Annotated in this window: 22 protein-coding genes and 3 pseudogenes; 13 read left to right on the forward strand and 12 right to left on the reverse strand. The window is 61.3% G+C overall.

Going from position 1 to position 24581, the window contains the following annotated elements; genetic code table 11:
* Nucleotides 1-1531: calcium-binding protein (locus tag NKH93_RS32680; protein WP_352975606.1), on the forward strand; the 1531-nt coding region annotated here is incomplete at its 5' end.
* A 468-nt stretch (nucleotides 1532-1999) separates the two neighbouring features.
* Nucleotides 2000-2884, forward strand: a complete 885-nt coding sequence (locus NKH93_RS32685; protein WP_352975609.1) for a LysR family transcriptional regulator — start codon at nucleotides 2000-2002, stop codon at nucleotides 2882-2884.
* A 21-nt stretch (nucleotides 2885-2905) separates the two neighbouring features.
* Here NKH93_RS32685 and NKH93_RS32690 read toward each other — a convergent pair.
* Together NKH93_RS32690 and NKH93_RS32695 are read right to left on the reverse strand one after the other, a co-directional pair.
* A pseudogene (locus NKH93_RS32690) lies at nucleotides 2906-3132 on the reverse strand (DUF2274 domain-containing protein).
* Entirely contained in the window at nucleotides 3098-3802 is a 705-nt protein-coding gene (locus NKH93_RS32695) for a hypothetical protein (protein ID WP_352975612.1), read from the reverse strand. The pseudogene NKH93_RS32690 and the gene NKH93_RS32695 overlap by 35 nt, the downstream one beginning before the upstream one ends.
* Before the next feature lie 159 nt (nucleotides 3803-3961).
* Here NKH93_RS32695 and NKH93_RS32700 point away from each other — a divergent pair, with 159 nt between their 5' ends.
* Nucleotides 3962-4177 carry a helix-turn-helix domain-containing protein gene (locus NKH93_RS32700; protein WP_502896541.1) on the forward strand — a complete coding sequence of 72 codons (216 nt, stop codon included), beginning with the start codon at nucleotides 3962-3964 and terminating at the stop codon, nucleotides 4175-4177.
* Nucleotides 4178-4536: 359 nt separating this feature from the next.
* Here the strand turns inward: NKH93_RS32700 and NKH93_RS32705 are convergent.
* Nucleotides 4537-5257: pseudogene (locus NKH93_RS32705) on the reverse strand (sugar phosphate isomerase/epimerase family protein); the annotation flags it as partial.
* 687 nt (nucleotides 5258-5944) lie between these two features.
* Between NKH93_RS32705 and NKH93_RS32710 the strand changes: the two are divergent.
* From NKH93_RS32710 to NKH93_RS32725, 4 genes are all read left to right on the forward strand, one after another.
* Complete coding sequence (locus NKH93_RS32710; RefSeq protein WP_352503527.1) at nucleotides 5945-7132, forward strand: magnesium transporter; 1188 nt, start codon at nucleotides 5945-5947, stop codon at nucleotides 7130-7132.
* A 481-nt stretch (nucleotides 7133-7613) separates the two neighbouring features.
* A complete protein-coding gene (locus NKH93_RS32715) occupies nucleotides 7614-8888 on the forward strand; it encodes a tetratricopeptide repeat protein (protein WP_352975623.1) in 1275 nt (424 codons plus the stop codon).
* Nucleotides 8885-9709: a FecR family protein gene (locus NKH93_RS32720; RefSeq protein ID WP_352686942.1), complete on the forward strand. Its 825-nt coding sequence runs from the start codon at nucleotides 8885-8887 to the stop codon at nucleotides 9707-9709. Before NKH93_RS32715 ends, NKH93_RS32720 begins: the two co-directional genes overlap by 4 nt.
* 90 nt (nucleotides 9710-9799) lie before the next feature.
* Nucleotides 9800-11770 (forward strand): CHASE2 domain-containing protein, encoded by a 1971-nt coding sequence (locus tag NKH93_RS32725; protein WP_352975628.1) that lies wholly within the window; start codon nucleotides 9800-9802, stop codon nucleotides 11768-11770.
* Between the two features lie 102 nt (nucleotides 11771-11872).
* On the opposite strand, the gene NKH93_RS32730 is transcribed toward NKH93_RS32725, so the two are convergent.
* Entirely contained in the window at nucleotides 11873-12178 is a 306-nt protein-coding gene (locus NKH93_RS32730) for a hypothetical protein (protein ID WP_352975631.1), read from the reverse strand.
* A 344-nt stretch (nucleotides 12179-12522) separates the two neighbouring features.
* On the opposite strand from NKH93_RS32730, the gene NKH93_RS32735 reads away from it, so the two are divergent.
* The 3 genes and pseudogenes from NKH93_RS32735 to NKH93_RS32745 form a co-directional block, all read left to right on the forward strand.
* Nucleotides 12523-12768, forward strand: a complete 246-nt coding sequence (locus NKH93_RS32735) for a type II toxin-antitoxin system VapB family antitoxin (RefSeq protein ID WP_352975633.1) — start codon at nucleotides 12523-12525, stop codon at nucleotides 12766-12768.
* On the forward strand, nucleotides 12768-13196 hold the full coding sequence (locus tag NKH93_RS32740) for a type II toxin-antitoxin system VapC family toxin (RefSeq protein WP_352975636.1): 429 nt from the start codon (nucleotides 12768-12770) through the stop codon (nucleotides 13194-13196). Before NKH93_RS32735 ends, NKH93_RS32740 begins: the two co-directional genes overlap by 1 nt.
* A gap of 156 nt (nucleotides 13197-13352) precedes the next feature.
* Nucleotides 13353-14009: pseudogene (locus NKH93_RS32745) on the forward strand (IS5 family transposase); the annotation flags it as partial.
* A 24-nt stretch (nucleotides 14010-14033) separates the two neighbouring features.
* Here the strand turns inward: NKH93_RS32745 and NKH93_RS32750 are convergent.
* From NKH93_RS32750 to NKH93_RS32780, 7 genes are read right to left on the reverse strand one after another with little or no spacing between them, the layout of a single operon-like run.
* Nucleotides 14034-14825, reverse strand: coding sequence for a sugar isomerase domain-containing protein (locus NKH93_RS32750; RefSeq protein WP_352975642.1), 792 nt, complete (start codon nucleotides 14823-14825; stop codon nucleotides 14034-14036).
* Between the two features lie 37 nt (nucleotides 14826-14862).
* Nucleotides 14863-15633, reverse strand: a complete 771-nt coding sequence (locus tag NKH93_RS32755) for a GntR family transcriptional regulator (RefSeq protein ID WP_352975650.1) — start codon at nucleotides 15631-15633, stop codon at nucleotides 14863-14865.
* Nucleotides 15630-16505, reverse strand: a complete 876-nt coding sequence (locus tag NKH93_RS32760) for an ROK family protein (RefSeq protein ID WP_352975654.1) — start codon at nucleotides 16503-16505, stop codon at nucleotides 15630-15632. Before NKH93_RS32760 ends, NKH93_RS32755 begins: the two co-directional genes overlap by 4 nt.
* Nucleotides 16502-17242, reverse strand: a complete 741-nt coding sequence (locus NKH93_RS32765) for a PIG-L deacetylase family protein (protein ID WP_352975659.1) — start codon at nucleotides 17240-17242, stop codon at nucleotides 16502-16504. Before NKH93_RS32765 ends, NKH93_RS32760 begins: the two co-directional genes overlap by 4 nt.
* On the reverse strand, nucleotides 17239-18078 hold the full coding sequence (locus tag NKH93_RS32770) for a carbohydrate ABC transporter permease (protein WP_352975664.1): 840 nt from the start codon (nucleotides 18076-18078) through the stop codon (nucleotides 17239-17241). Before NKH93_RS32770 ends, NKH93_RS32765 begins: the two co-directional genes overlap by 4 nt.
* Nucleotides 18075-19007 carry a carbohydrate ABC transporter permease gene (locus NKH93_RS32775; protein WP_352975668.1) on the reverse strand — a complete coding sequence of 311 codons (933 nt, stop codon included), beginning with the start codon at nucleotides 19005-19007 and terminating at the stop codon, nucleotides 18075-18077. Before NKH93_RS32775 ends, NKH93_RS32770 begins: the two co-directional genes overlap by 4 nt.
* 27 nt (nucleotides 19008-19034) lie before the next feature.
* On the reverse strand, nucleotides 19035-20300 hold the full coding sequence (locus tag NKH93_RS32780; protein WP_352975670.1) for an extracellular solute-binding protein: 1266 nt from the start codon (nucleotides 20298-20300) through the stop codon (nucleotides 19035-19037).
* Between the two features lie 327 nt (nucleotides 20301-20627).
* Here NKH93_RS32780 and NKH93_RS32785 point away from each other — a divergent pair, with 327 nt between their 5' ends.
* From NKH93_RS32785 to NKH93_RS32795, 3 genes are all read left to right on the forward strand, one after another.
* Nucleotides 20628-21920 (forward strand): ABC transporter substrate-binding protein, encoded by a 1293-nt coding sequence (locus NKH93_RS32785; RefSeq protein WP_352975675.1) that lies wholly within the window; start codon nucleotides 20628-20630, stop codon nucleotides 21918-21920.
* 43 nt (nucleotides 21921-21963) lie between these two features.
* A complete protein-coding gene (locus NKH93_RS32790) occupies nucleotides 21964-22854 on the forward strand; it encodes a carbohydrate ABC transporter permease (RefSeq protein ID WP_352975680.1) in 891 nt (296 codons plus the stop codon).
* A gap of 495 nt (nucleotides 22855-23349) precedes the next feature.
* Nucleotides 23350-23721 (forward strand): ABC transporter permease subunit, encoded by a 372-nt coding sequence (locus tag NKH93_RS32795; protein ID WP_352975685.1) that lies wholly within the window; start codon nucleotides 23350-23352, stop codon nucleotides 23719-23721.
* 560 nt (nucleotides 23722-24281) lie between these two features.
* On the opposite strand, the gene NKH93_RS32800 is transcribed toward NKH93_RS32795, so the two are convergent.
* A partial coding sequence (locus NKH93_RS32800; protein ID WP_352975687.1) for a hypothetical protein occupies nucleotides 24282-24581 on the reverse strand: 300 nt, incomplete at its 5' end.

Raw genomic sequence — 24581 nt, forward strand, 5'->3', positions numbered from 1 at the left:
ATGGGGAACGCAGAACGGCGACACCGCATTAGAGAGCTCTCCGGAACTACAAGCCGTTTTCCGGGAGCACAACCTCGCAACGACTGGGACCGAACCGCCTCCCATCGACACAAGCGACACCTTGTATGGCACCAGCGGCGACGATGTGTTTCACGGCGCCGGCGGCCACACGATGATCGGCTATGGCGGCAATGACACCTATTATGTCGATGACATCCGCGACAAGGAGATCGAGGCCGCGGGCGGCGGTACCGACAAAGCATTCGCCTCCGTAAGTCATGCGCTTGCGGCCGGATCGGAAATCGAACTTCTCGCCACCAACAGCCCGTCCGGCACCACGGCGATCAACCTGACCGGCAATGCGTTCGCCCAGACTATCCAGGGCAATGCCGGTGCCAATGTCATCAACGGCGCCGGTGGGGCCGATACGTTGGTCGGCTATGGAGGCAACGACACCTACTACGTCGATAATGCCGGCGACAGGGTGAATGAGATGGCCGGCGCTGGCGCCGACAGGGTGCTCAGTACGGTGAGCTATGCCCTTTCGGCTGGGTCGTCGGTGGAGCTTCTCGTCGCCAGCAATCCGTCCGGAACGACGGCAATCAACCTCACCGGCAACGAGTTCGCTCAGACCATCCTGGGCAACGCCGGTGCCAACACGATTATTGGCGGCGGTGGCGCCGATAGGATGATCGGCTATGGCGGCAATGACACCTATCATGTCGATAATGTCAGAGACCAGGTACGCGAAGCGGTCGGCGGTGGTATCGACAAGGTGCTCGCCTCGGCGAGCTACGCCCTTACGGCCGGCTCGCAGGTCGAGCTTCTCGCTACCAGCAACCCGTCCGGCACGACGGCAATCAACCTCACCGGCAACGAGTTCGCCCAGACCATCCAGGGCAATGCCGGTGCCAATGTCATCAACGGCGGACGCGGCGCGGACACCATGATCGGTTATGGCGGCAACGACACCTATCATGTCGACAATGCTGGCGACAAAGCGATCGAGGCAGTAGGCGGCGGCATCGACAGGGTGTTCGCTTCGGTAAGCCATGCCCTTTCAGCAGGCTCACAGATCGAGCTTCTTGCCACCACAAGTCCTTCAGGTACGGGAGCAATCAATCTCACTGGCAACGAGTTTACCCAAGCCATCCAGGGCAATGCCGGCGCCAATGTCATCAATGGTGGCGGCGGTGCTGACATCTTGACCGGTAACGGAGGCAATGATGCATTCGTGTTCAACAGCGCCCTTGGAGCCGGCAATATCGACAAGGTCACCGACTTCAACAAGCTCCAGGACAAGATCCAGCTCGACGACGCCGTTTTTGCCGGGCTTAAATTGGGCGGCCTTTCATCCGATGCTTTCTTTGCTGGCACGGCTGCGCATGATAGCTCCGACCATATCATCTACAACAGCTCAACCGGAGCGCTCTCTTTCGACAGCGACGGCATCGGCGGCGCAGCTCAAATACAGTTCGCCACTCTCTCTCCAGGTCTGTCGCTTACGGCAGGTTCGTTCCTTGTGATCTGAACGACCCGGAACGGCGGACCTTCAATTCGAGACGGTCCGCCGCTTTATCTTTGCTCAAGCACCGGATTTTTCCAAGCGAAGTGACCAGGCTGGGTTGTGCTCTCCTCCTGGAGCTAGCGCGGCGTGCCCTCCGTAAGGTTCACCCGCAAATGGAGTGGTTTCGTCTGGTGAGTGTCTTCCGGGGATTTATTCGCCGCGAGCATAGCATGCCAAACGAGCTTCGCTTAATTCGCCTATGCGAGCCCTCCCCACGAGCGGAACCCACACGTTCCAGCGCAGCATGATCCGGTTATCGCGGAAAGTTTTGCTGCACGCCATCTGACGTCCTTGTCCCTCGTGATCCTGGTCTTGCTTAAAAGTGGCCTGAATGGTTGCGCTCAATGTCAATACTGAGATCTGGGGATAGCCCGACACGGCCAAAAGCGGTCAAACGTCAGCGATTTGTCGCTGCATTGACCTTGAGCAAAGATGCGGAGCTCCATTCAACTCAGGACACTCAACTATGCGCTTGTGGTCGCTGAAGAGGGCAGCTTTCTGCGCGCCGCGCGGCGCGCCGGGATCGACCACACTGCGCTCAGCCGGCGCATACGCGATCTCGAATACGCGATGGGAACGACGATATTTCATCGCCATGCCCGCGGCGTTGGGCCAACCCCGGCGGGCGAGCGTTTCCTCAATCGTCTGCGCTCCGTGCTGCTCGAACTGGACAATACTCTGACGCTGGCCCGGACCGACATTAAGAATGAACAGCAAAGGCTTTCCATCGGCTCCAACGGACTCATCCTCGCCGGGCGAGCGCTGGATGCGATCATCGAGTTCGGGAAATGTCATCCAAATGTTGCCGTCAGCTTGATAGAGGGATCCCACCCCGACCCTAGGGCTCTGGGCGGCATCGAGGTCGACGTCACCGTGACCTCCTCCTCGCGCTCCAATGGCGGCCCATTCGAACTAATGTTGTGGAAGGATACTCTGGCCGTCGTTGTTGCTTCAAATCATTCTCTCGCAAACTGTCCCGTGATCGAGTGGTCGGAGCTAGGCCAGGAGACGCTGCTGGTGCGCAGGGGCGAAGCATTTCTGCTCGCCGACGCTGTTGGAAATGGCGTGCAGCTTCCCGCAATCGTCGAACATCATGTCAGTGCGGGCATCCTTCTGCGCCTCGTCGGAAACGGTCTGGGAGTCGCTCTGATCCACGACGGAGATGCCAACGGTGTTCCTGAAGGTGCCGTCTGCCGTAAACTGAGGATCGGGGGCAAGCCAATCCAGATCTGCAATTTTGCCCGTTGGCGCCCGGACAACGCCAATCCTGTCCTGCCGATCTTCATCGCGTTCCTGCGCGATCGGTATTCGTCCTGACGGCCGCAATGACCCGAATAGTCATCCCGCCTTCAGGGTTCGTCGGGCTTTAGCAAAGGCTCTGTCCGTTGCCATGAACCGGGTCAGCATCGGCGCTATCAGCTTGCCGGATCGGCGACTATCTGTCCGGCCTCGCGGCCGAGCAATTCAGCATAGGCGACGAAATCGCGATGAACGGCGCCGGGCAGTTCGGCCGTGATCTTGACCGGACGGTCATCGGGAATGGCGGAGAGTTTCAGCTTGGTCATGACGGATCCTTCGGCGCCGCACCCGGTCAGCACCAAGGCCTTCGGCGATGCGCACCAGGTCGCTGAGCGCTGAACGGATTTGTGGCCAGGGGAACTCGGAGCATTCCTCCCATGCCTCGCCCTCGCGCAATACGGCATCCAGCTTGCCCGCCACGCCCGCAAGAGTGGTGGCCGGCGTCGTCGAGAACGCTTCCAGCAGATCCGCCGCGCGTTCGCCAGCCTCGCGCTCGGCTCTGAGCGCAGCAGTGTAACCGGTCTCCTCGGCAGCCGCATTCCAGCGTGCCTGATACATCGCGAAATAAGCTTCGGCCTTTTCACGAAGCGCCATCTCCGGCTCTTTGCCGAGCACTTCGTTGAGCGCCTCGATAGAGTGGACTGTCACTTCCCGCCCCTTGGGCAGGCGGACGATCACACAAGGAAGGCCGACGCTCTCTAGGAGCCTCGTCTCCAGACGCTGCTGCCTACGGCAGAGCCGTTCGGTCCTCTTATGGGCTGTCTCCCATTCCCGCCAAAGTGCCAGCGCTGGGTCTGCCGGCATACTCGGTGCAGCTGGACTTCCGGCAAATAAATTTTTCTCAGCCACCAACGCCGCGGACGTGATCATCCCAGCCGCAAGCACTCGCCTGCGGGTGACGAAAGATAAAGTCGTGGTATTGTCGGAATCAGCCATGATCCGAGCTCCAAGCAGCTTGGGTTGTGGTCAGGCTGGGCACGGTGCGTCAACACCGCGCCTAGCCGCTTAAATGCAGATAAAGGTACAGCTTGAGCAGCAAATGCGCAACAGAAATCATCATAATATAGTGATTGCATGACGCCGATACAGTGTCGAATGGCTCGGGCGGCGCTGGACTGGGGAGTATTGGATCTAGCTCGGGAAGCGGGAGTCTCCACCCAAACGATAGTCCGCTTCGAACGCGGCGAGGCGCTTAAGCAAGCAACTGTCGATCGTATTTGTCACGCGCTCAAATCGGCCGGCATTGAGTTCATTCCGGAGAACGGTGGAGGTCCTGGCATTAGGCTGGCACGCCGATCTAACAACAGATAACCATTACGGTGAAACGTCCCATTGGAATGAAACTGCGGCGAATCTCTCGCGACCGAGTGCCGCGTAGGACCCGATTTTCCCCAACATTTTGCGACAGAAATACCTCGGTGTCAGCTCCAGTGAAATGCGGACGCATCCCATGCGAACCTGAAAACCGAGTTGGTGGGCAGGCATGCGGCTGCACCATGCAGGATACCCAAAGGCCGGCTGGCCAACGTGCAGGTTTGGCACGTTTCCGGCCCTGCCCGCCCTCGACCACCAAGGGCCGGCATGCCACATGCTCGTCAGCGTATGGCAGACAGGCAGGCCTGATTGCATCCTGTCACAATCTCATCGAAAACAGGATGGGCAAGTCGCGTCACTTCCATGATGAGGACGGTCGCCTGCAAGAAGGCCAGCTCACTGAAGATGTCATCCCATGCGATATCGGCCCAGCCGAGCGGCATGTGCAGGTCGCCTAACCCAGCGCTGCATCCTCCTGCGGGAGATAGGTCCTGTGGAAGCCCTGCGGGCGCCCGAAGGAGTCATGGACATGCAGGTGCCCTGCCACTGGTGCCATCGCCCGCAGTTGCTCGCGGAAGGTCAAGCCGCGATGGGTGGATCCAACATAAGCGTGGCTGAAATTGATGAGCGCCACCAGGTTGGGATGGCCGACCGCCTTCACCGTCTGCGCCACCTCAGCCGGGCTCTGCCGGCACTGACTAGGTCATGGCGAAGAGGTTCTCGAAGGCGATGCGCACACCATAGGGCTTGCTGAACTCGGCAAGCTCGAACAACGCATCGCGCTCGCGTTCAGGGCCTTGGCAGCATCAATCTGGTAGCGGTAGACCGCCGCGTCCGTGAGGTTCGATGAGACGACACCGTGAACCGTATAGCGGAAATTGAACTTCCTCGTCAGCGCGATAAGCCTCTCGGCTCTCTCGGGGACGACGCGACCACCGACCATGAGGTCGAGGGTCGTCAGTTCCAGTCCGACGGCTTCGACGCCCATATCGGCAAAGCTGCGAAAGTTCGCCTCAAGGCTCTCCATCTGCCATGGAAAGAGACTGACTTAAAACCTGCGGCAATAACGTTGCTCATAAGCATCCCCCAATGACGGGCGGCCAGGAATGCCAGGCCGGTCCGCATCATTTGTCAGGTGAGATGGCAATTACAGAACCGATGCCATTCTCGAAACGAGTCTTCGTTCACCCCAGGTTCGATCGAGCGGTCTACGCTATTGCCAGTGGGCCTACATTAACTCGGATCGGACCGCGACGACCTCGAGTCTCACAAAGCAGACTACCTGCCCCAGAACCTGGAAGCTCTCAAGAGCACCTCTCGTTCAGACAGACTTGATAGTGAGAACCCCTTTCTCAAGCTAAACTATTACAGGTTCACGCAAATCACCTTGTCATCGTGGCGAATTCATCAGCCTCCAGAGCTGGAGGAACTGGCAAGATGCGCGGCATGAGGCAAATCAATTCGACCGGCGGAGGCCCTGCCGTTGCAGAGTTTCCGAGTTTGAGTTTCATTGGTGCGGCGTGCTCGCGAAGCCCATAAGACCGGTGAAGTTCGCAACACGTTGAATTCTCGGCGACACGCAGAGGTTACAGCTCGCCTTTATGTACGCCGCAACGGCTCAGATCTGTCTGGGTTCGGTCCACTCGGCGCCCGAGAGGCGAAGATTTCGGGATCGAGGCGCTTGAGCCACTGCGCGCCAGACAGAACGATCCGATCCGTGTCATACTGTCAGGCAAGACACTAGCAATTTGGGGGCCGCAGCAAATGAAAGAAGAGAACGACGTTCAGAAGTTGGTGCGCACGCTGCGGGCTCGAGCACCTGATGACGCGGCTGAATTGCTGGCCCGAGAATCTCCCGAGTTCATCCGCGACACACTGAAGCTGTTGCCGGACGGGCACGCCCGTAAGGTGGCCGAGCATTTGCCACCGCATATGCGGCCCATCAGGTCTCATGGCAGTGGCAAGGATTTCGCGGTCCCCGACTCGCTCGTCGAGCTGATGGACCCGATTCCCGCCAGCGTTCCTGTCGCGACGACGGTTGCCGCCGCAGTGGAGGCGGTCAGACGTGCCAAGGTGCCGACCGAGCTCACTTATCTCTACGTCACGGACGAGGGCAATAAACTGGTTGGCCTGGTGGTCCTGCGCGATCTGATGCTGAGCGAAGCGGACGCGACGGTGGATCAGATCATGCTGCCCAGGCCGTTCGCCCTTAATGTCGGTCTGTCTTTGAGCGACGCCTGCAAGGCAGCAGTACGCCGTCAGTACCCTGTCTATCCGGTGGTGGACGCGGAGAATAGGCTGCTCGGGCAGGTTCGCGGCTGGCGCTTGTTCGAGCAGCAAATCATCGAGATTTCCGCTCAGTCTGGCCAGATGGTGGGTGTCCAGAAGGAGGAGCGTTCTTTTACGCCGCTGTTTTCAGCCTTCTTGAAGCGTCATCCGTGGCTGCAGCTGAACCTGCTGACGGCCTTCATGGCTGCTTTCGTGGTCAGTTCATTCACAGGCACGATCGAGAAGATCGTCGCCCTGGCGGCGTTCCTCCCGGTCTTGGCCGGGCAGAGCGGAAACACCGGCTGCCAGGCACTCGCTATGACGCTGCGTGGCCTTGCCCTGGGGGATGTGGACAAACGACCGAAGCTGCACCTGGTGATGCGGGAGGGCGCGCTCGGGATCGCCAACGGCGTGCTCGTCGGCCTTGTTGCGGCTGCGGCGATGTGGTTCTACGCCTCGCGGCAACCGGAGTCGGCGGCCCAGGCACCCATGCTGGCACTTGTGATCCTGCTTGCTATGTCCGGATCATGCCTCATGTCCGGAATCTCCGGCGTGCTGATCCCGCTGGGCCTGCGCCGGGTCGGCGCTGATCCGGCGGTCGCTTCGGCGATCTTCCTCACCACCGTGACCGATATTGTAGGCATGGGCCTGATGCTGGGGCTGGCCACCATGCTCGTGCTGTAGCAAGACGCGTCCGGTGACGCGTCCCTGGGAGTCGGGGGCGATAAGCTGACCTCGTCGCGTTCAACGAAACAGCAAGAGCGGATCGCGCACGCGTCGTGAGAAGCACCTTCCGGCAGCTCTCCGACCCCTTGCGCAACGCGACGGAAGACCTTTGGATGAGCCGTGGGTGACCTTGAAGCCTCATTCGATGACCAGATACGCGCAGGATCGCGCAAACAATATTAATCTTGTCGGCTGCGCGATCCGCCACTGATGATGATTTGAGTTAGTTGCCACTTGTGCCGAATACTTCAATTATGTACAGCAACGCTGAGAAGATGTTTTGACAACCAGCGCAGCCGAAATACGAATAAACCCGATAGTTTGTTGCGCCGCTGCAACAGCTGCTGAGACTCGCATGGTCTGGTGACAGTTCAGTCGCCTTTCTCTTGGAGTCGTGCTAAATCCTTCGCACTAGTCGGGTTTGGGGTGGGTTCTCGGCATGCAATCTTCGTTTCGAACGATCTTCGGCTTGGCCGCAGCGCTGCTTTGTACCGGCGTATTGCCGGCCGGCGCACAAGGTCTTTTTACGGCATATGACGATGCGTTTTCGGCCCGCATCGCCAGTCCGGCCGACAATGGAACGCTCGCCCAGTTCGTCACAGTTGCCGTCAACGCGGGACAATACGATCAGGCGATCTCCTCAATCGAGCAGTATCTGATCAAATATCCCCGCGATGCGCGCGCCCGACTGGCGGCCAGCCGATTGTACTATCATGTCGGCTCCTATGAATTGGCCCGGCGGCAGGTGCAGTACGGCATCGAAGTCGGCGGCCTGAGCGCAAGTGAGCAGCAGGAAGCCGTTCGCCTGCTCGCCCGCATCGAGCGCGCGTTGCGTGGCGTCACCTGGGAACTCGCCCTGACCGGCGGCGTGTTCAGCGCATTTACCGATTTTGAGCCAGGCGGGGCGCAGGACGACGACAGCTTCGTCTCGCCCTATGGCCGGGCGGAAGGCTTTGTCCGGTGGGACCTCGGCACGCCAAGCGCCGACGCTCTCGTCCTTTCAGGCTCGTTGACCGCAACACAGCGCTTTTTCACGGAAGACCTGTCGGTTCCGGGTAGCGAGGAGACCTTCATCCACGGCAACGCCGCAATCACCTGGGACAAGGGGCTGCCGAACAGTGGGATCGATTCGCTGCGCCTGCTGCTTTCGGCGTTCACAGTTACGGATCGTTTCGACAGCGATATCCACGAGACCGGCATCGGCGTCAGTGGGCGCTTTCTTGTGCGCCCGACGGTCGAAACGACGCTTTTCGCAGGCGGCGGCTACATCGATCTAAGCGCCTCGCAAGGCATTTTCGCCGATAGCAGGGTTTTCTATGAGGCGGGCGGCAGCTACCGCTTCCGCAATGGCCAGGCGCTCGGACTGCGGCTGGTCGGCTCGAATGACTTCGCCTCCGGATCTGGCGAAATCGGCCACAGCTACACGGGCGAGGTCCGCTATGGCGGCCTGTTGATGAACGTACCGGATCTTTTCGCATGGTCGCATCAGATCGCTTTTTCGGCCGGCCACAGCAACACTCCCGATCTGTCCGTCGGCATCGGCACAAATATCAAGAGCGACTTCTGGCGCATTGCCTCGGAAAGCGATTTTCAGCTGACGGAGGCGCAGAAGATCAGTGTCGATGTCGCCTATCGCGAAACCAACTTCGACATCGCCAACCGCGACCGAAAATCGTTCGAAATGCTCATGAGCTATACGTTGACGCTCAATTGAAAGAGGCCGCGATGAGGACCCCGTACCGTCAGATCGCCATTTTTATCGCCTGCCTTGCCTTTGCGGCACCATCCGCCGCTGAGACGGTCGGGTCGATGACGGCCTACCAGACCAACATCGTCCGCAACAACGGCGGGACAATGAACGTGGGGGCCGGCGTCGAACTCGGTGACCAGCTACGCAGCAATCCCACTGGTCTTGGAATGCTGGTGTTCCGGGACGAATCGAGCGCCAAGATTGGTCCGAACACCAGCCTGACGATCGACGAGTTCGTCTACAATCCGGGCTCCGGATCGGGAAAGATCGACATCGGGATGAACAGCGGCCTGGCCCGTTTCTATGGCGGCCAGGTTTCGAAAGGCGGCGTCATGCAGGTTGCGACGCCGCATATGGTGCTCGGGGCGAGAGGCGGCATCATCGAAGTGCTGGTGGCAGCCGGCCAGACCGTGGGCATTCTGCGCGCCGGCCGCATGACCTGCACGATCAATGGCAAACGGCTGGTCATCACAAACCCGGGCTACGCCTGCACATCGGAAGATGGCAAGCTGCTGACCGGCTACGGCGGAATCGACACCTTCCCGATATTGGACAGCATCGACCGGATTGCCGGCACCGGCCTGCCAGGCGCACCGGGTCCGGGATTGGACGTAAGCGCACTTTGTGCGTCGGCACTCGGCGGCTCGCTCAAAATCTGCGACTCCACCGACGGCGCATTGCCAGGAGTGGTCATGGAGTTCCCCGACACCCCAACGCCACCCGTGGGCGGCGGCGTGAATAAGGGCGAGTGTCAGGGTGAGGGTTGCTGCTACTACTGTGAATAGGCCTGGCCGTACGACATGAGCCTCTTGGTCGGTTGGCGCTGGGCTGATTGGCGGCAAGCTGCCAGGAGTAAGATATCCGGCCTTTTGGTCGTGCTCCTGCTGCTCGCTTGCCATTTGGCTTTCGACGGGCCGCTGTCGCGCCTGCGTGAGCGGACGTACGACTTCTACCAGTTTCTCGCTCCGCGCCAGGCGACGAGCAATCCTGTCGTGATTGTCTCGATAGACGACGCCAGCCTCAAGGCACATGGGCGATGGCCCTGGAACCGGGGCCTCTTGGCCGATCTGGTCGATGGCATCACCAAGTCCGGCGCCGCGGTCATCGGGCTTGCGCTGGTGCTGCCCGAGGCCGACACCTCGCCTGAGGGCATCGCCGGAGACAAGCGCCTGGCAGCGGCGCTGGCCAAAAATCGAACGGCGCTTGCTGTCAGCCTGGGCAATGAGGCGACGGTTTCAGATGCAGGGCCCAAAGCCGGCTGGTCGATCGTCGGACAGGTACCCGACACGCTTCCCGGCTTTGCCGGCCTGACCGGCTCCCTTGCCGAATTCTCGAACGCCGCCGCGGGCCTCGGCGTAATTCGCACCTTGCCCGATCCCGACGGCGTACTGCGCCATGTGCCGCTGCTGTGGCTTCGCAATACCGCTGAAGGCGTGCAGCTGTGGCCGTCCTTCGCGCTCGAGCTTCTGCGCCTTTACGCCGGGCAGGACGGCTACATAGCCCGGATGAATGCCGCCGGGTTCGACGCACTCAGGATGGCCGGCGCCATCGTGCCGCTCGAGCCGGAGGGGAGCATCCGCCTCTGGGAAACCGCCACGGATACGCCGCGTATATCTGCCAGCACTATCCTTTCGGGCGGCAGTGATCCGCGGCTGCGGGACGCCATCGCCATTGTCGATCTGTCGGCCGTGGGACTGACGCAGTACCTGCCCACCCCGACACGTCCAGCGCGACCAGGCGCGGACATCCACGCCGATGCAATCGCCCAGTTGCTTGCCGGGCACTACCTAACAGAGCCAACGCATGCGCGCACGGTGGAGCGGCTCTGGTTTGTCCTCAGTGCCGTCATTTTCATCGGACTTTCCGGAGTGCTCGCCGGGCGTGTCGTGCTTGGTGCCCTGGCTCTCGTGCTGCTAGCCGTCACGCCGTTCGTGTTCGGCGCTCTCGAATACAGCCTGCAGGGTGCACTCTATGACCCGTTGCAGCCGGCGCTTGCGACGATCCTGGTAGCCGGCTTCGAAGGCTATGTTCTCTACAGGCGCAGCGAGCAGCGCCGGTCCACCCTGGCACGGCAGTTCGCCCAGTATCTGTCGCCTTCCGTGGTGCAGCGCCTCGCAAGCTCAGACACCGAAGCGATCCTGTCCGGCGAGAAGCGCGAGATCACGATCCTGCTCAGCGACATACGCGGCTTCACGACGATGAGCGAACAACTCGACACCCAGGAAATCGCAAAGGTGGTCAACCACTTCCTCGGCATTGCGACCGATGAGATCCTCAAGCGCGACGGCACCATCGACAAGTTCATGGGCGACGCGGTGCTCGCTTTCTGGAACGCGCCGCTTGATCAGCCGGACCATCGCGAGCGCGCGCTCGACGCGGGCCTTGCCCTGATCGAACGGGTGAAGCGTGAAGACGCCGCCTTCAGCGCGGACGGCCACCCCTCCATCGCAATCGGCGTCGCCATCGAGACGGGCATTTGCTCGGTAGGCAATTTCGGCTCCGAACGGCGTTTCGATTACACCGCGATCGGCTCTCCGGTGAACCGCACGGCTCGGCTCGAGTCGACGACCAAGAAGCTGGGCATCCCCCTGGTGCTTGGTCCCGGCTTTGCGGCAGGAGCGCCGATGCCGGTCGTCCAGGCGGGCGCCTTTGAACTCCAGGGTTTCAAGGGCGAGGTGCCGGTTTTCACCGTTCCGGAGATGCAAGCTGCTCACCAAGGTATGAGCCGCGAAGTGGAGAGCCATCGTGGTGAGCAATCTGGCGCCCCTGCCGTGGTGGTTGGTTCGCCGCCATCCGTGCAAATGGCACCCCCTGATCTTGCACCCCGAACGCGAAGCACACGCTGACCGGATCCAGCCGATCGCAGGGCGTGCCGACCTGCTTTGTGAACTAATACTGCTGGGGAGGCCTAGGTGTCATCAAACGGCCCTTTAATTGCGGGGTGGCTGTCAATCCGGATCAGCGCGACAGCCGATGAGACGCGGATAGACGGCGAAGGGATCCGTCGAGGTAACCCCGGCAATGATTGTCGAGGCCGCCGAATTTTCGAGCGAGAAGATGGGCCGTGTTATCCAGTTCACCACGAATGGCAGCACGGCTTCGTTGAGTTCGCCGGCGCCATCACGTGGAGGCAGCGCGTGGTTCAGATTGTTTATCCTCGCCGCCGGATCATGCGCTCGGGATGTTCTCAAGAGCATCCAGCCGTAGCACTCCCCGAACTGCCCTAACGAGAGAGTTCGCTGGGCCGGGATCATGGCCGTTATGAACCTGACGCAATCGATGCAGCTGGCGCTCGCCTCGTCGGGCGCGTGGGCGGTCTATCGACATCAATCAGTCGCCGCGGATGTTGGGATGCGCAGGCGTCGGCGTACGTAGCGCCGATGCGCCTTGGGCATGCGGGCGTTGACAGTGACATGGCCGGAGCGACGTGTTTCAGACGCCGAGCAATTCCAAGGACTGAGCACCGGAACCGAACCTCCCGACGGATTTTCGCGAGCTGGATTCCTCCCTCCCCTCCTCATCAAAACCGCCGCTCGCGAATTCGCTGGCGAGTATATCTCCGGTATGATATACATATATCACTCATGAGGATATACAAATGCCGCTCTTCATTCGCGATCCCGACGTCGATGCCATGGCCGTCGAGCTGCAGCACATTACCAAGGCGCGCAGCAAGACCGAGGCCGTCAGGACCGCCTTGCGCCACGAGATCGAGCGCAACCGCGGCAGCGTCCCGCTGCGCGAGAGACTTGCCAAAGTCAAGGAAATGGCGCGGCGGATCGGGCCGGCCAACCCTGATTTCGATATGAAGAAATTCACCGACCAAATGTGGAGCGACGACTGATGTTCGTCGATGCCTCGGTGATCGTTGCCATCCTGAACGAGGAACCTGGCGCGGAAGAACTGGAAAAGCGGCTCGCGGCCGCGACCAAGCCGCTGTATATCTCCCCGTTCGTCCGGTTCGAGGCAGTCCAGGGTCTCGCGCGAGCGTCGGCCGAAGCCATCCAAAAGAACGCCAAGCCCACGGCCAACATGCTGGCGCAAGCCCGTGATACCGTCGACGCCTTTTTGATCGAGATCGCAGGCAAGGAAATCATGATATCCGGCGACATCGGCGACCGGGCGATCGAAGCCAGCATGAAATACGGCAAAGCAGTCGGGCACAAAGCCGATCTCAATTTCGGCGATTGTTTTGCCTACGCTTGCGCGAAGGCTCACCGGCTTGCCCTGCTTTACAAGGCCAATGACTTTTCACAAACTGATCTTGCGTAAGGCTTTCCTGGCCTTGCATCGCGGCGCGAGAGCCATGGGCCCTTTTGCATGCTTTGGGCGAATCGTCGTCTTTCATGGTTAAACGCAATGTTACGAGGAACGTTCGCTGCAGCACTGGTTTTCTTCGGCACGATCACCGTCCAGGCACAGCAGGCAGACGGCATCTTCTGGGTGCTGCGATCGGGTGCGCCATGCCGCGATCTGCCAGGGGCGATACGGCCCACGCACCACCTGCTACAATCGCTTCGTTCGATGGCGGAAAGCAGGTGTGTGGGAACGCCTCATCCATGGCATCACCAAAGCCCATGATGCAACGGTGCAGATGATCGACACCTCCATTGTTCGCGTCCATCAGCAAGGCGCGACAGCAAAAAGGGGGATCGAGATCATTGTCTCGGTCGTTCCCGAGGCGGGCTGGCGACCAAAATCCATGCTCTTGTCGACGCCGAAGGCAGGCCGATCAAGCTGACGCTCACGGCAGGTCAAATGAGTGACTCGCCTACGCAGCGGACTTGATCAAGGATTTGCCCGAGGGTGCCATGCTGCTCGCCGACAAGGGCTATGATGCCAACGCCTTGCGCAATGCCGTCACCGAGCAAAAGGCATGGGCCAACATCCCGCCCAAGGCCAACCGCAAGGACCCGATGTGCTTCAGCCCCTTCCTCTGCAAGGCCCGCAACCTCGTCGAAGGCTTCTTCAACAAGGCCAAGCAGTTCCGTCGCATCGCAACTCGATATGACAAGCTGGCACCTTGCTGCCCTGAAACTCGTCTCAACTCGCATCTGGCTACGCGGTGATGAGTCTACGTCCTAGCGTTTTGCGTGCCCTCCCCGGTTGTCATTCGCCGCGCATGGTCGCCTGGAAGGTCGGCAGGTGCTTCTTCTGTGCCTCGAGGATTTTCTCGCGATAGACGCCATAGATGACGTCGGTGTCGTGCAGTGTGACGCCGGCAATTGTCGGCGAGGCAAAAACCGGCAGTTCGATGCCGCGTTTCGAAAGCGCCTCGGCGGTTCGGGCGATCAGCTCATGCGCCAGGATCATGGCAAGCACGGTCGACGAACCGGAGACTGGCCGGCTCCAGCCCTCGACCGGCACGATGGCATCCTCGATCGGCGAGCAGGTGTCGATGACAAGGTCGGCGGCATCGGCAAGCCGTTTGCCGGAAGAGTGCGTCGCCGGCTTGTCGAGATTGTTCTTGCTAGTTATCGCAACGACGAAGATGCCGCGTTTTTTCGCATAAAGCGCGGTGTCGATGCCGGACGAATTGCGGCCGCTGTGGCCAAAGATGATGATCGAATCGCCTTTGTTCAGCGGCTGGTGGTCGAGGAATTTCTCGGCGTATTTCTCGGTCCGCTCCAGCCACAGAAGTTCGCGCACGCCGCCGGCGCCGAGCACGTTATGCCACATGACACGCGGGTCGGTCAGCGGATTGAAGCCGACATAGCTGCCGTAGCGCGGAAACACTTCCTGGACCGGCAACACCGAGTGGCCCGAGCCGTAAAGATGAACCAACCCGCCGCTCTCGAGCGTGTCGGCAAAGCGGCTGGCCGCTTCGCCAAAGGCTTCGGCATTGGCTTTCGAGGCCTGTTCGATGAGGGCGGCAAGGCGGGGTATGTAAAGATCGGACACGTCGGTACTCCTGTTATGTGTCGGCTTCGGTAATGGCTCAGCTTCTTGCGGTTGGCGCGGCGCGACCGGCACGCAGCGTCGAGCGGATTTCGTAGCGGTCGCCACGCATGACCGAGACGGTGAATTCGAACGGGCCGCGCTCGTCGGTGGTGATGCGCTCGACCACGAAAGCGGGGCTCCCCGCAGGCAGATCGAGCAACTCGGCATCCGCCGACCCGACCGCGCCAACACGGTAGTTTTCGCGTGCCGCGACCGGCACGATGCCGTAATGGCGTTCCAACGCTTCGTAGAGCGAGCCCTGCAACAGGCCGGCATCGAGAAAGCCGGGCACGCGCGCGGCCGAGAGTTGCGCAGTCTGAATACCGATCGGTTCGTTGTTGCCGAGCCTGAGCCGCCGGATGCGCACCACCGGGTCGCCCTCCTCGATCTCCAGCGCTCCGGCCGCGGCGGCATTTGCGGTGGTCAGGCTGCAGTCGAGCAAGCGCGAGCCGGCGACCACGCCCATATTGCCCATTTCCTGCGTGAAGCTGGTGAGTTCGCGGGTGCCGGCGACCAGCGTGGTGGAGCGCACGAAGGTGCCACGGCCATGTTCGCGCCTGAGCAGTCCGTGCTCCTCAAGATTGCGCAAGGCGTGGCGCAGCGTGATGCGGCTCACCCCGAACAAGGCGCACAGTCTGTCTTCGGCCGGAATCTGGTCGCCAGTCGCCCACTCGCCACTCTTGACGATGGCGCGGATGGCTTCTTCCACCTGATACCAGAGCGGCTCGGGCCTTCTGCGGTCGGGCAGCTGGAAGCTGACTTGGCTCATCTTATCTGCCTCCACTGTGCTCCGGCGAGACCGGCCAGCGAGGCGCCGACGAGACCGGCGCGGGAGCCGAATTCGCCGGACCGCAGAACGACATCACGCAAATGCGGCGGCAACTGACGTCGCAATCCCGAAAGCAGCGGCGGCTCTATCACGTCCAGCGCATCGGCAAGCCCGCCGGAAATCAGGATCGCCTGTGGATCGAGCAGCGCGACCGCACCCGCAAGGACAGTGCCCAGCCGGCGCGCCGGCAGCTCCAAGGCGTCAAGTGCGGTCGAGTTGCCAGCCCGCGCGGCCTCGACCAGCCTGCCGCCATTGGCCAGCCCGATCTGGCGCGCCGCAGCGTCGAACGCCCGCCCGGAAGCGAAGCGCTCCAGCCAGCCGCTGCGGTCCTCCCCTTCATCCTCGATGTCGGCGCAGGCCCAGCCGAATGAGCAGGCGCCGCCACGTGCGCCTGCAACGATGCGGTTGTTGGCCAGAACGGCGGAGCCGATACCGGTGCCGATCGCCAGCAGGATGGCATCGGACAGGCCTTTTGCGGCACCTTCGACCGCTTCGGCCAGCATGGCGACCTGCGCGTCATTGCCAATGGCAACAGGCAGACGAGGAAACAAGGCCGCGATGTCGATGCCGTCGAGATAGGGCAGGTTCGGAATCCAGCGGCAGACCGAGCCCTCGACAAGTCCGGGCACCGCAAGCCCGAGGGCGTCGACCGGACCGGCCTCGGCGCGCAAGGCACCGATACGGGCGACGAAGGCATCCAGGCTTGCCGGCGCAGGCTCGCGGCTCAGCATCTCCAGCCAGCGAACATCGCCACTATGGATTGCGGCGCGCAAATTGGTGCCGCCAAGATCGATGGCCAGAACGCGTGTCATCGAGGGCGGCTCCGATTGGCCGCCGGCGCGAACAGGCCACTGCCGGCATGCCAGGACTGCGAGGCCGCCACAAAACCCTGCGCGTAGCGCGTGCCGCGCAGGCAGCCGCGAAGCCGATAAAGCGCACTGTAGTAATCGACATAGGGGAAACTGCTCAGGCCGCGTGCCAGTTCGTATTCCCGCACCGCCTCGCTCCAGGCGTCGAAGCCGTCACTGACGTCGACGAGGTGTTCGGGGCGAAAGCCTTCGTCGTCCTCCCAGTTCTCGCCGAACAGCAGCAGTTGCGGCGTGTATGCGCCATGGTCGCGCTTCAGCGTCGGCAATGCCGCAAAGAAGATGCCGGTCTGTGTCAGTCGGGCCGCGGCGCGATGGTCCTTGTGCCAGCTGCCATGCCAGTGCGTGATGACGATTTGCGGCTTCAACTCGCGCACAACATCGCAAACCTTGAGCGCCGTCTCGTCGTCGCAAGGCAAGAAGGCGTCGTGCAGCCCGAGACTGCGCATGGCAACGCCGAGCCTGGCTGCGGCCTTTGCGGCCTCCTCCTGCTTCTGGACGCAATAGTGCTCGGAGGCGAGGCTTGGATGGCCCTGCTCGCCCATGCTGAGATGCAGGAAGGTGACTGAGGCGCCGCCTTGGACCGCAACCGCCGCCAGCGGACCGGCAATCACCTCGGCATCGAAGGCGTGCGCTCCCACGACCAGGATCGAGCGTGCGGCATAGACCTTGTCCTCGATCATTTCGCGCCTCCCCCGGAGCCGACGCCCTCGCGAATCTGGCGGGCAAGCAGACAGTACATGATCAGGATGGGCGCCATGGAGATGGCCAGCGAGGCGAACACCAGGCCCCAGTCCGTGCGGAACTGGCCGACAAACACGCTGATCGCCAGCGGAACAGTCTTGTAGCGGTCGTCGAAAATGAAGATCAGCGGGAAGAAGAAGTCGTTCCAGACGGCGATAGTGGTGAAGATAGCAACGATCGATATGGCCGGCTTCACCATCGGCAGCACGATCTGGAACAGGATGCGCGCCTCGCCGGCCCCGTCCATGCGCGCCGCCTCGTCGAGTTCGGACGGCAGTACCCGCATGAAATTTGCGAAGATGAAGACGGCGAAGGGAATGCGGATGGCCGAATAGACGAGGATCAGGCCGGTCAGCGAATCGAGCAGGCCAAGGTTGCGCATCAGCGTGAACAGCTCCACCGAGGCAAGCCGGATCGGCAGCATGATGCCGGACAGGAACAGGCCGAGCATGATGCCGTTCCAGCCCAGCCGATAACGGCTCAGCGGATAGGCGGCCATTGCCGACACGATAATCGTCAGGATCACCGCGCCGCCGGTGACAATCAGGCTGTTGATGAAATTCTGGCCGAGATCGGCGCGCGTCCAGGCCGCAACGAAATTGTCGAAGGCAAAGCTTTGCGGCAGGCCGAGCCTGTTGTCGTAGATCTCCGCCGTGGTCTTGAAACAGGAGACGACGAGAATATAGAGCGGCAGCAGCACCGCTGCGGTCCACAGGACCAGCGCCGTCCAGCCAGGCAGCCGTGCGAGCTGTTGAGGGATGGCGAGCGTGTTCACAATTGCACCGTGCGACGGTCGAAGAAACGCAACATCAAAAGCGTGCCGATGCTCAGGATCAGGAACAGCAGCGTGCCGAGCGCCAGCGCCAGGCCTATATCGGTGATACCGACCGCGCCTTCGGCGCCGAAAGCGAGCCGGTAGAAATAGGTCACCAGCGTGTCTGTGGAATAGCTCGGATTGCCCTGCACGCCTTGCATGACATAGACGATGTCGAACTGATTGAAGGTGTTGATGAATGACAGCGTCGTCAACGTGCCGACGGCCGGCATCAGCAAAGGCACGGCAACCGAGACGAGCATGCGGCCGCTGCCGGCGCCATCCAGCCTGGCAGCCTCGAATATCTGGGACGAAATCTGCCTGAGGCCGGCGGTGTAGATCAGCACCGGCAGGCCCATCCAGTTCCAGGCGTCGACGGCGATCAGCATCACGAGTGCCGTGTGGCTGTTGCCGAGAACCGTCAGGCTGCCTTGATGCAGGCCAAGGCCGTTGAGCATCCATTCGATGGTGCCGCCGGGCGCCAGCAGCAGCCGCCACAGGGCGCCGACGATGACCGGGCTCAGCACTGCCGGGAAGAAGAAGACCGACTGGAAGAAGGCCGCCCCTTTGGCGCGCAGGAACAGCAGCCAGGCCAACAGCAGACCAAGGCCGTTCTGGAACAGCATGATGCCGAAGAACCAGGCGACGTTGTGCCAGAGCGCTCCGTAGAGCCGCCCACCGCTCGGAAACACGAACAGGCGGGTAAAATTCGACAGGCCGGCGAACTCCAGCATGCGCAGGCCCTTCCAGACGAAGAAGCTGCCCCACAGCGACATCAGCAGCGGATAAAGGACAAACAGCGCATAAACGGCCAGCGCCGGCACGATGAACAGCACGGCCATGCGCTGCTGGGTGCGCTGAAGGCTGCTTTTGCGGCGGCGGTTGATCATGTGCTGCTCTTGCGCAGGTGTGACAGCCTACTGCTTCGGCTTGAGCCAGCTGCTGACGGCGGCCTGCATGTCGGCCGCCAGCTTCTGCGGCGTGATGTTGCCTTCGACCATGTCGATGATCTCGGACTGCAGGATCGAGGAGGCCGTAGGCGTCTGCCAGCGGAAGCCAACAAGCGTCAGATAGGGTGTGGAATTCTTCGACATCCCCATCATCGTGGCGAGCACCGGGTCTTTGACGGTGACGTCGGTACGGGCCGGCGGCCAGCCCAACTCGTCGGCGAAGAGCTGCGCGAACTCGGCCGAGGCCATGAAGTTGAGCACCTTGATCGCTGCCTCCTTGTTGGTACTTTCCGAGACCAGACCATAGGAGCCGTCTGAAAAGGCCGATGTGTAGAGCTTGGTTGCCGGGTCATCGGCGGGGAACGGGAAGATCGAGAATTTCAGCTTCGGGTTCTGCGCCTTGAAGCTGCCGTTCTCGAACGAGCCGCCGAAGAACATGGCCGCCTTGCCGCCGATGAATTGCTGTGTCGAGGTGGTGTAATCGATCCCGGCAAAGCCGTCGGAGAAATACGGTTTCAACTCGGCATAGCGTTTCAGGGCAGCCACATAGCGCGGATCCTCGAAGGTCGCCTTGCCGCTCATCATTTCGTCGTAGAAGCCCGGGCCATAGATGGTCGGGCCGACGACGCCGACGCCGATCTCCAGCGCCCAGGCGGAGCCGTTGGCGCCGCCGGCGGCTATTGGCGTTATCCCCGCCCCTTTCAGCTTCTCGCAGGCGGCGACGAAATCTTTGTAGGTCTTGGGGATTTCGATGCCCTGGGCGGCGAAGACGTCTTGATTGTAGAACACACCCATCATCGGCACCGAATAGGGTACGCCATAGATCTTGCCGTCGGCGCGGCCACGAGCGCCGCCCAGCGCGCCATCGGGCATGCTCTTCAGCTCCGGCACGCTGTCGTCGAGCGCATCGAGATAGCCACCCTCGATGAACGGCTGCAGTTCGCCGTAAGCCTTGAGCTGGGCGATATCAGGCCCGCGGCCGCCACGCAGCGCCGTACTCAGCCGGTTCTGGTAGTCGGCGTCGGGGGTGAACTGGATGTTGACCTTAATGCCGGGAGTCTTGGCCTCGAAGGCGTCGAAGATGCGGCGCATCGCAGCCTCGTCCTCGGTGCGCCAACTCCACAGGGTCACGGTGTCGTCAGCCTTTGCCGGCAGTGCGGTGAAGACCCCGGTGCAGACTGCGGCAAAGCCGCCGATCAGGCCGAGTGCGGCGCGTCGATGAATTGAAAACATACTCAGTCTCCCATTCTTGTCGATTGTCATTCCCACGGCGGTTCAAAAGCCGAGAGGCAGTCATAAGCTTTTCTCATGTCATTATAACGACATGACTTCGGCCGCAAGGGGTCTTGCAGTTTGTTCGGGCATGGCCGTCAGGAGAGAATCAGCTCGAACTTAATCAACTAACGCATTGTGTTTACAATGTAATCTCGCATGCTTTGTGGACCGAAGTGGGAAAACGCCGCAACCCGACAGAACCTCTCCACGAAGATAGCGCTTGCATCGTTACTTCAAGTTGTCATAACGTCATGGACATCGCTGTGTGGCCATGCGGAGGGTCGGATGTCTTTGGCTTGGATCTCGAAACTGGCACTTGCTGCAGGGTTGTTGGCCTCGCCTACCATTGGTTGGGCCCAATCGGTCGACATCTCCTATCTGACCCACTGGTCGCCCGAAACGGTCGCTTTGCTGGACGGCGCGGCCAAGGACTACGCCAAGAGCAATCCGGATGTGACGGTCACTGTGCGCGCCGTTCCCTTCGGCGATCTCCTCACGACACTGCGTTCCCAGGGCGGCAGTTCGGACGGGCCGACGATCGGCGGCATCTATGATTTGTGGCTGCCCGAACTGGCGCGAGACAAGCTGGTCGCGCCGGCCCCCGATGCAGTTGCCGGCGAGGTCAAGAGTGCGTGGCCGGCCGGTGTCGTCAGTGCGGCCTCTGTTGGCGCCACGCTTTACGGCATTCCAAACGAGATCGACGTCTACGCGCTGAACTACAACAAGGAGCTGTTCAAACGGGCAGGCATTACAGCCGCGCCGAAGACCTGGTCCGAATTGAAGGATGCGGCCCAGAAGCTGACCAGGAAAGATGCCGGCCAGCAAGGCTTCGGCATGATCAATTCCTGGGCGGCGGGCGTCGTCCATCCCTTCGCCTCGCTGCTGGTCTCCAATGGCGGCGAGCTGGTCAAGGACGGCAAACCGATGCTCGACAGTCCTCAAGCCGGTGAGACTTTCCAGCTTTACGAGGACCTGATCAAGTCCGGCGCCAGCGATCCGGCGATGGCCACGGCCGACGCCAACACAACGGGCCCCTTCCTAGACAATTTCGTCTCCGGCAAGACCGGCATGATCATCATGGCCAACTGGTGGGAAAGCGCGTTGAAGGGCGGCATGGGCGAAAAATTCTCCAACATCGCCACCGCGCCCATTCCGGTTGGCCCGAGCGGCGACAAGCCGCATTCGATCTCCTATTCATGGATGACCGTCGTCAACGCCAATGCCGGTCAGGCCGAACAAAAAGCGGCATGGGATTTCCTGGTATGGCTGAACAGTCCGAAGTCCGGCAAGAACGGCGCATCGGCAATGTCGGATATTCTGATGTCGATGGGCATCCTGCCGACGCGGACCTCCGACATCGAAGCCCATAAGGACAAGCTCGGTTCCGAGTTCCTGTCCGGCTACGTCAGCGTGCTTGCCGACGCCAAGCCCTTCCCGGTCGTCCCGGGCGGCCAGGAGTTCAGCGAATCGCTGCAGCAGACGCTCGAGGCGTTGCAGTATGGGCAGCTCTCGGCCAAGGATGCGCAGGCGAACGCGCAGGCCGATGCCGTCTCGATCCTGGAGCGTGCCGCCAAATAGCGAAGGCGCTGTTTCGAGAGCCCGACGCTTTGGAAGCAGAGCGATGATGAAGACCTATCGTGCCTCGGCGGGCATCATGCTGGCGCCCGCCGTGACACTGATCGGCGTCTTCATCCTGCTGCCGATGCTGCTCACCATCTGGCTGTCATTCCAGGACTGGTCGACCCAGACGCCTTTTTCCAACGCGAGCTTCATCGGCTTCGACAATTTTCGCGAAATATTCGGGCCGACCTCGGTCGGGCGGGATTTCAAGCGAGCGCTGCTCAACACCGCGATCTACACGGCACTGTCGGTGATGCTCATCCTGCCCCTTTCGGTAGTGTTCGGCTTGATGGTCTACCAGCGCGATGTCGCAGGCGGCACGGCGCTGCGGACCGTGTTGTTTTCCACCTACATGGTGCCGATGATCGCCGTGACGCTGGTCTGGTCGAAGCTCTATTCGCCGAGCGAGGGGCCGCTCAACCAGGTGCTCGGTCTCGCCGGCATCGGCCCGCAACTCTGGTTGTCCTCGCCAAGATCGGCGTTGATCTCGATCGTCGTCCTCAATGTCTGGCAGCAGATCGGCTATTTTACGGTGCTGGCCGTTGCCGGGCTGACCCAGATCCCGGGCAGTCTTTACGAGGCGGCGACGCTTGACGGCGCCAACCGGCGCGAACAGTTCCGCTTCATCACCTTGCCGCTATTGAGCCGCACGCTCTTGTTCAGCGCCGTCATTGCCATCATCAACGCCGTGCAGGTGTTCGAGCCGGTGGCACTGATCACCCAAGGCGGGCCGGTCGGCTCGACCAACGTGCTGACCTACCATATCCGCCGAGTCGGCATCGAGCGGGCACAAGGCGGGCTGGGCTCGGCCATGGCAGTGATGCTGATGCTGGCGCTGATCGTCATTGTGTGTGCGCTGTTTGCATTCGCCAACCGGAAGGATGACGAATGAGCGCGCCGGGCCGCTCAGCATCGAGCCGGTTGGCGCGCAAACGCCTGGCGGGCCGCAGAGCACTGCTCGCCACGCTGATGCTGCTGGTTGCCGTGGCCTCCGCCTTCCCGCTGTTGTGGATGGTGCTCTCCAGCCTGAAAACGCCGGCCGAAACCATGCAGGTGCCGCCAGTGTGGATACCGCACACGCCGACCCTCGAAGCGTACGAGAACGTGTCCGGCGTCATCAATGTCGGCCGCTCGATGTGGAATTCGCTCGTGATCGCCTCGATCACCACCGCCGGCATTCTGGTCACCAGCATGATGGCTGGCTACGCCTTCGCCAAGCATCACTTTCCCGGCCGCTCACTGCTGTTTTCGGTGCTGATCGCCACCATGTTCCTGCCGCCGATCGTCACGCTGATCCCGCTTTACCGTCTCGTCGGATCAATCGGCCTGAACGCCAGCCTTGCCGGCATCATCGTGCCCAATCTCGCCAATGCGTTCGGCATTCCTGATGCGCCAGTTCATAGCCGGCGTGCCCGACGATCTGATCGACGCAGCACGGATGGATGGAGCGTCGGAACTCCTGATCCTGTTCAAGATCGTCGCGCCGAGCGTGGCGCCGGCAATCGCGGCACTGGCGCTGTTTGCCTTCGTCTATCACTGGAATAGCTATCTCTGGCCGCTGACAGTTTTGCAGGGCAATGCACACGAATATCCGATCGTCATCAGCCTTAGTCGCCTGCTCAGCTACAATCGAGGCGCTCTCAACACGGGACTGGTGATGGCTGGCGCGACGCTTGCCGTGCTCCCGCCACTGGTGCTCTTCGTCTTCCTGCAGCGCTTCTTCGTGGATTCGATCGTCGGCTCGGCGGTCAAGGGATAGCGTCGGCGGCACTGGCTATCTGTTTATCGCGAATCTGATGCGAATGCCTCACAAAGTGAACGTCGGACGTAACGTTGTTGTCACTTACCGAACAAACTCAACCACCTATGTCCTGGTGCATGGTCGGCCAGCTCGCCTTTGCGCGTACATCGCCTGTCAATGCCCAAATGCCACGCACCATTGGCTCAGTTAGCCGGATTCGGCCGGGTTCGACACCAAAGAGGAAGTGCGAGTGGCCATGCTGCCGCGCTCCGCGGGCCGCCTGCTGATTGCTCTGTGTCTTCTTGCGCGCCGTTCCGCCGAGCGCCTTTCGTTCTGTGACATATCCCCTGGCTTGAGAGCGCGCGCGATCTCTAGGTAGCCGGTCAATTTGTCAACCTCGACGACATAAGGCTCGAATATGGCTCCTATGTCATGGGAGTGAACGCCTTCCGGCGTCCGCCCCCAAAGCAGCTGCTTGCGGCGGTGACCGAGGCGCCGGTTACCGCATCGAGTCGTCGGTAATAAAGCGACGTTGCGCTCTCTGCTTTCACATCCGGGTATGCCGAAAAGTCCGTCGGTCAAAAGTCGACCAGCGGCGTGTCAACGATCTGGTGCTCGAATAGCAGCCAGAACGGCGATCCCCGGGATTCGGAGTACCAATGCTCAAAAGTCGCAAGGGCCTCGCCGATATTGGTGGCGGGTTCGTCCTCGGGCAGCTTCGCAGCCTGGAACAACGCAAGCGCAACGGGGCCAAAATGCGTGATCGCTTCCGTGCGCGCCTCGCTGTCCGCATTCCAGCCGAGCCGCAAGCGCAGGACGGCCAAAGCGCTGGCCACGGCGATGTCCTCACTTTCGGCTGAGGCGACGGCGTCCGAGAT

It is taken from the genome of Mesorhizobium sp. M0954, from assembly GCF_040319155.1.
Classification (GTDB): Bacteria; Pseudomonadota; Alphaproteobacteria; order Rhizobiales; family Rhizobiaceae; genus Mesorhizobium.

What these genes read in the sequence shown, in the direction of transcription:
- NKH93_RS32685 (WP_352975609.1), top strand. Translation starts at nt 2,000, where the DNA reads ATGCGGAGCTCCATTCAACTCAGGACACTCAACTATGCGCTTGTGGTC.
- NKH93_RS32695 (WP_352975612.1), bottom strand. Translation starts at nt 3,802, where the DNA reads ATGGCTGATTCCGACAATACCACGACTTTATCTTTCGTCACCCGCAGG.
- NKH93_RS32700 (WP_502896541.1), top strand. Translation starts at nt 3,962, where the DNA reads ATGGCTCGGGCGGCGCTGGACTGGGGAGTATTGGATCTAGCTCGGGAA.
- NKH93_RS32710 (WP_352503527.1), top strand. Translation starts at nt 5,945, where the DNA reads ATGAAAGAAGAGAACGACGTTCAGAAGTTGGTGCGCACGCTGCGGGCT.
- NKH93_RS32715 (WP_352975623.1), top strand. Translation starts at nt 7,614, where the DNA reads ATGCAATCTTCGTTTCGAACGATCTTCGGCTTGGCCGCAGCGCTGCTT.
- NKH93_RS32730 (WP_352975631.1), bottom strand. Translation starts at nt 12,178, where the DNA reads ATGATCCCGGCCCAGCGAACTCTCTCGTTAGGGCAGTTCGGGGAGTGC.
- NKH93_RS32735 (WP_352975633.1), top strand. Translation starts at nt 12,523, where the DNA reads ATGCCGCTCTTCATTCGCGATCCCGACGTCGATGCCATGGCCGTCGAG.
- NKH93_RS32740 (WP_352975636.1), top strand. Translation starts at nt 12,768, where the DNA reads ATGTTCGTCGATGCCTCGGTGATCGTTGCCATCCTGAACGAGGAACCT.
- NKH93_RS32755 (WP_352975650.1), bottom strand. Translation starts at nt 15,633, where the DNA reads ATGAGCCAAGTCAGCTTCCAGCTGCCCGACCGCAGAAGGCCCGAGCCG.
- NKH93_RS32760 (WP_352975654.1), bottom strand. Translation starts at nt 16,505, where the DNA reads ATGACACGCGTTCTGGCCATCGATCTTGGCGGCACCAATTTGCGCGCC.
- NKH93_RS32765 (WP_352975659.1), bottom strand. Translation starts at nt 17,242, where the DNA reads ATGATCGAGGACAAGGTCTATGCCGCACGCTCGATCCTGGTCGTGGGA.
- NKH93_RS32775 (WP_352975668.1), bottom strand. Translation starts at nt 19,007, where the DNA reads ATGATCAACCGCCGCCGCAAAAGCAGCCTTCAGCGCACCCAGCAGCGC.
- NKH93_RS32780 (WP_352975670.1), bottom strand. Translation starts at nt 20,300, where the DNA reads ATGTTTTCAATTCATCGACGCGCCGCACTCGGCCTGATCGGCGGCTTT.
- NKH93_RS32785 (WP_352975675.1), top strand. Translation starts at nt 20,628, where the DNA reads ATGTCTTTGGCTTGGATCTCGAAACTGGCACTTGCTGCAGGGTTGTTG.
- NKH93_RS32790 (WP_352975680.1), top strand. Translation starts at nt 21,964, where the DNA reads ATGATGAAGACCTATCGTGCCTCGGCGGGCATCATGCTGGCGCCCGCC.
- NKH93_RS32795 (WP_352975685.1), top strand. Translation starts at nt 23,350, where the DNA reads ATGCGCCAGTTCATAGCCGGCGTGCCCGACGATCTGATCGACGCAGCA.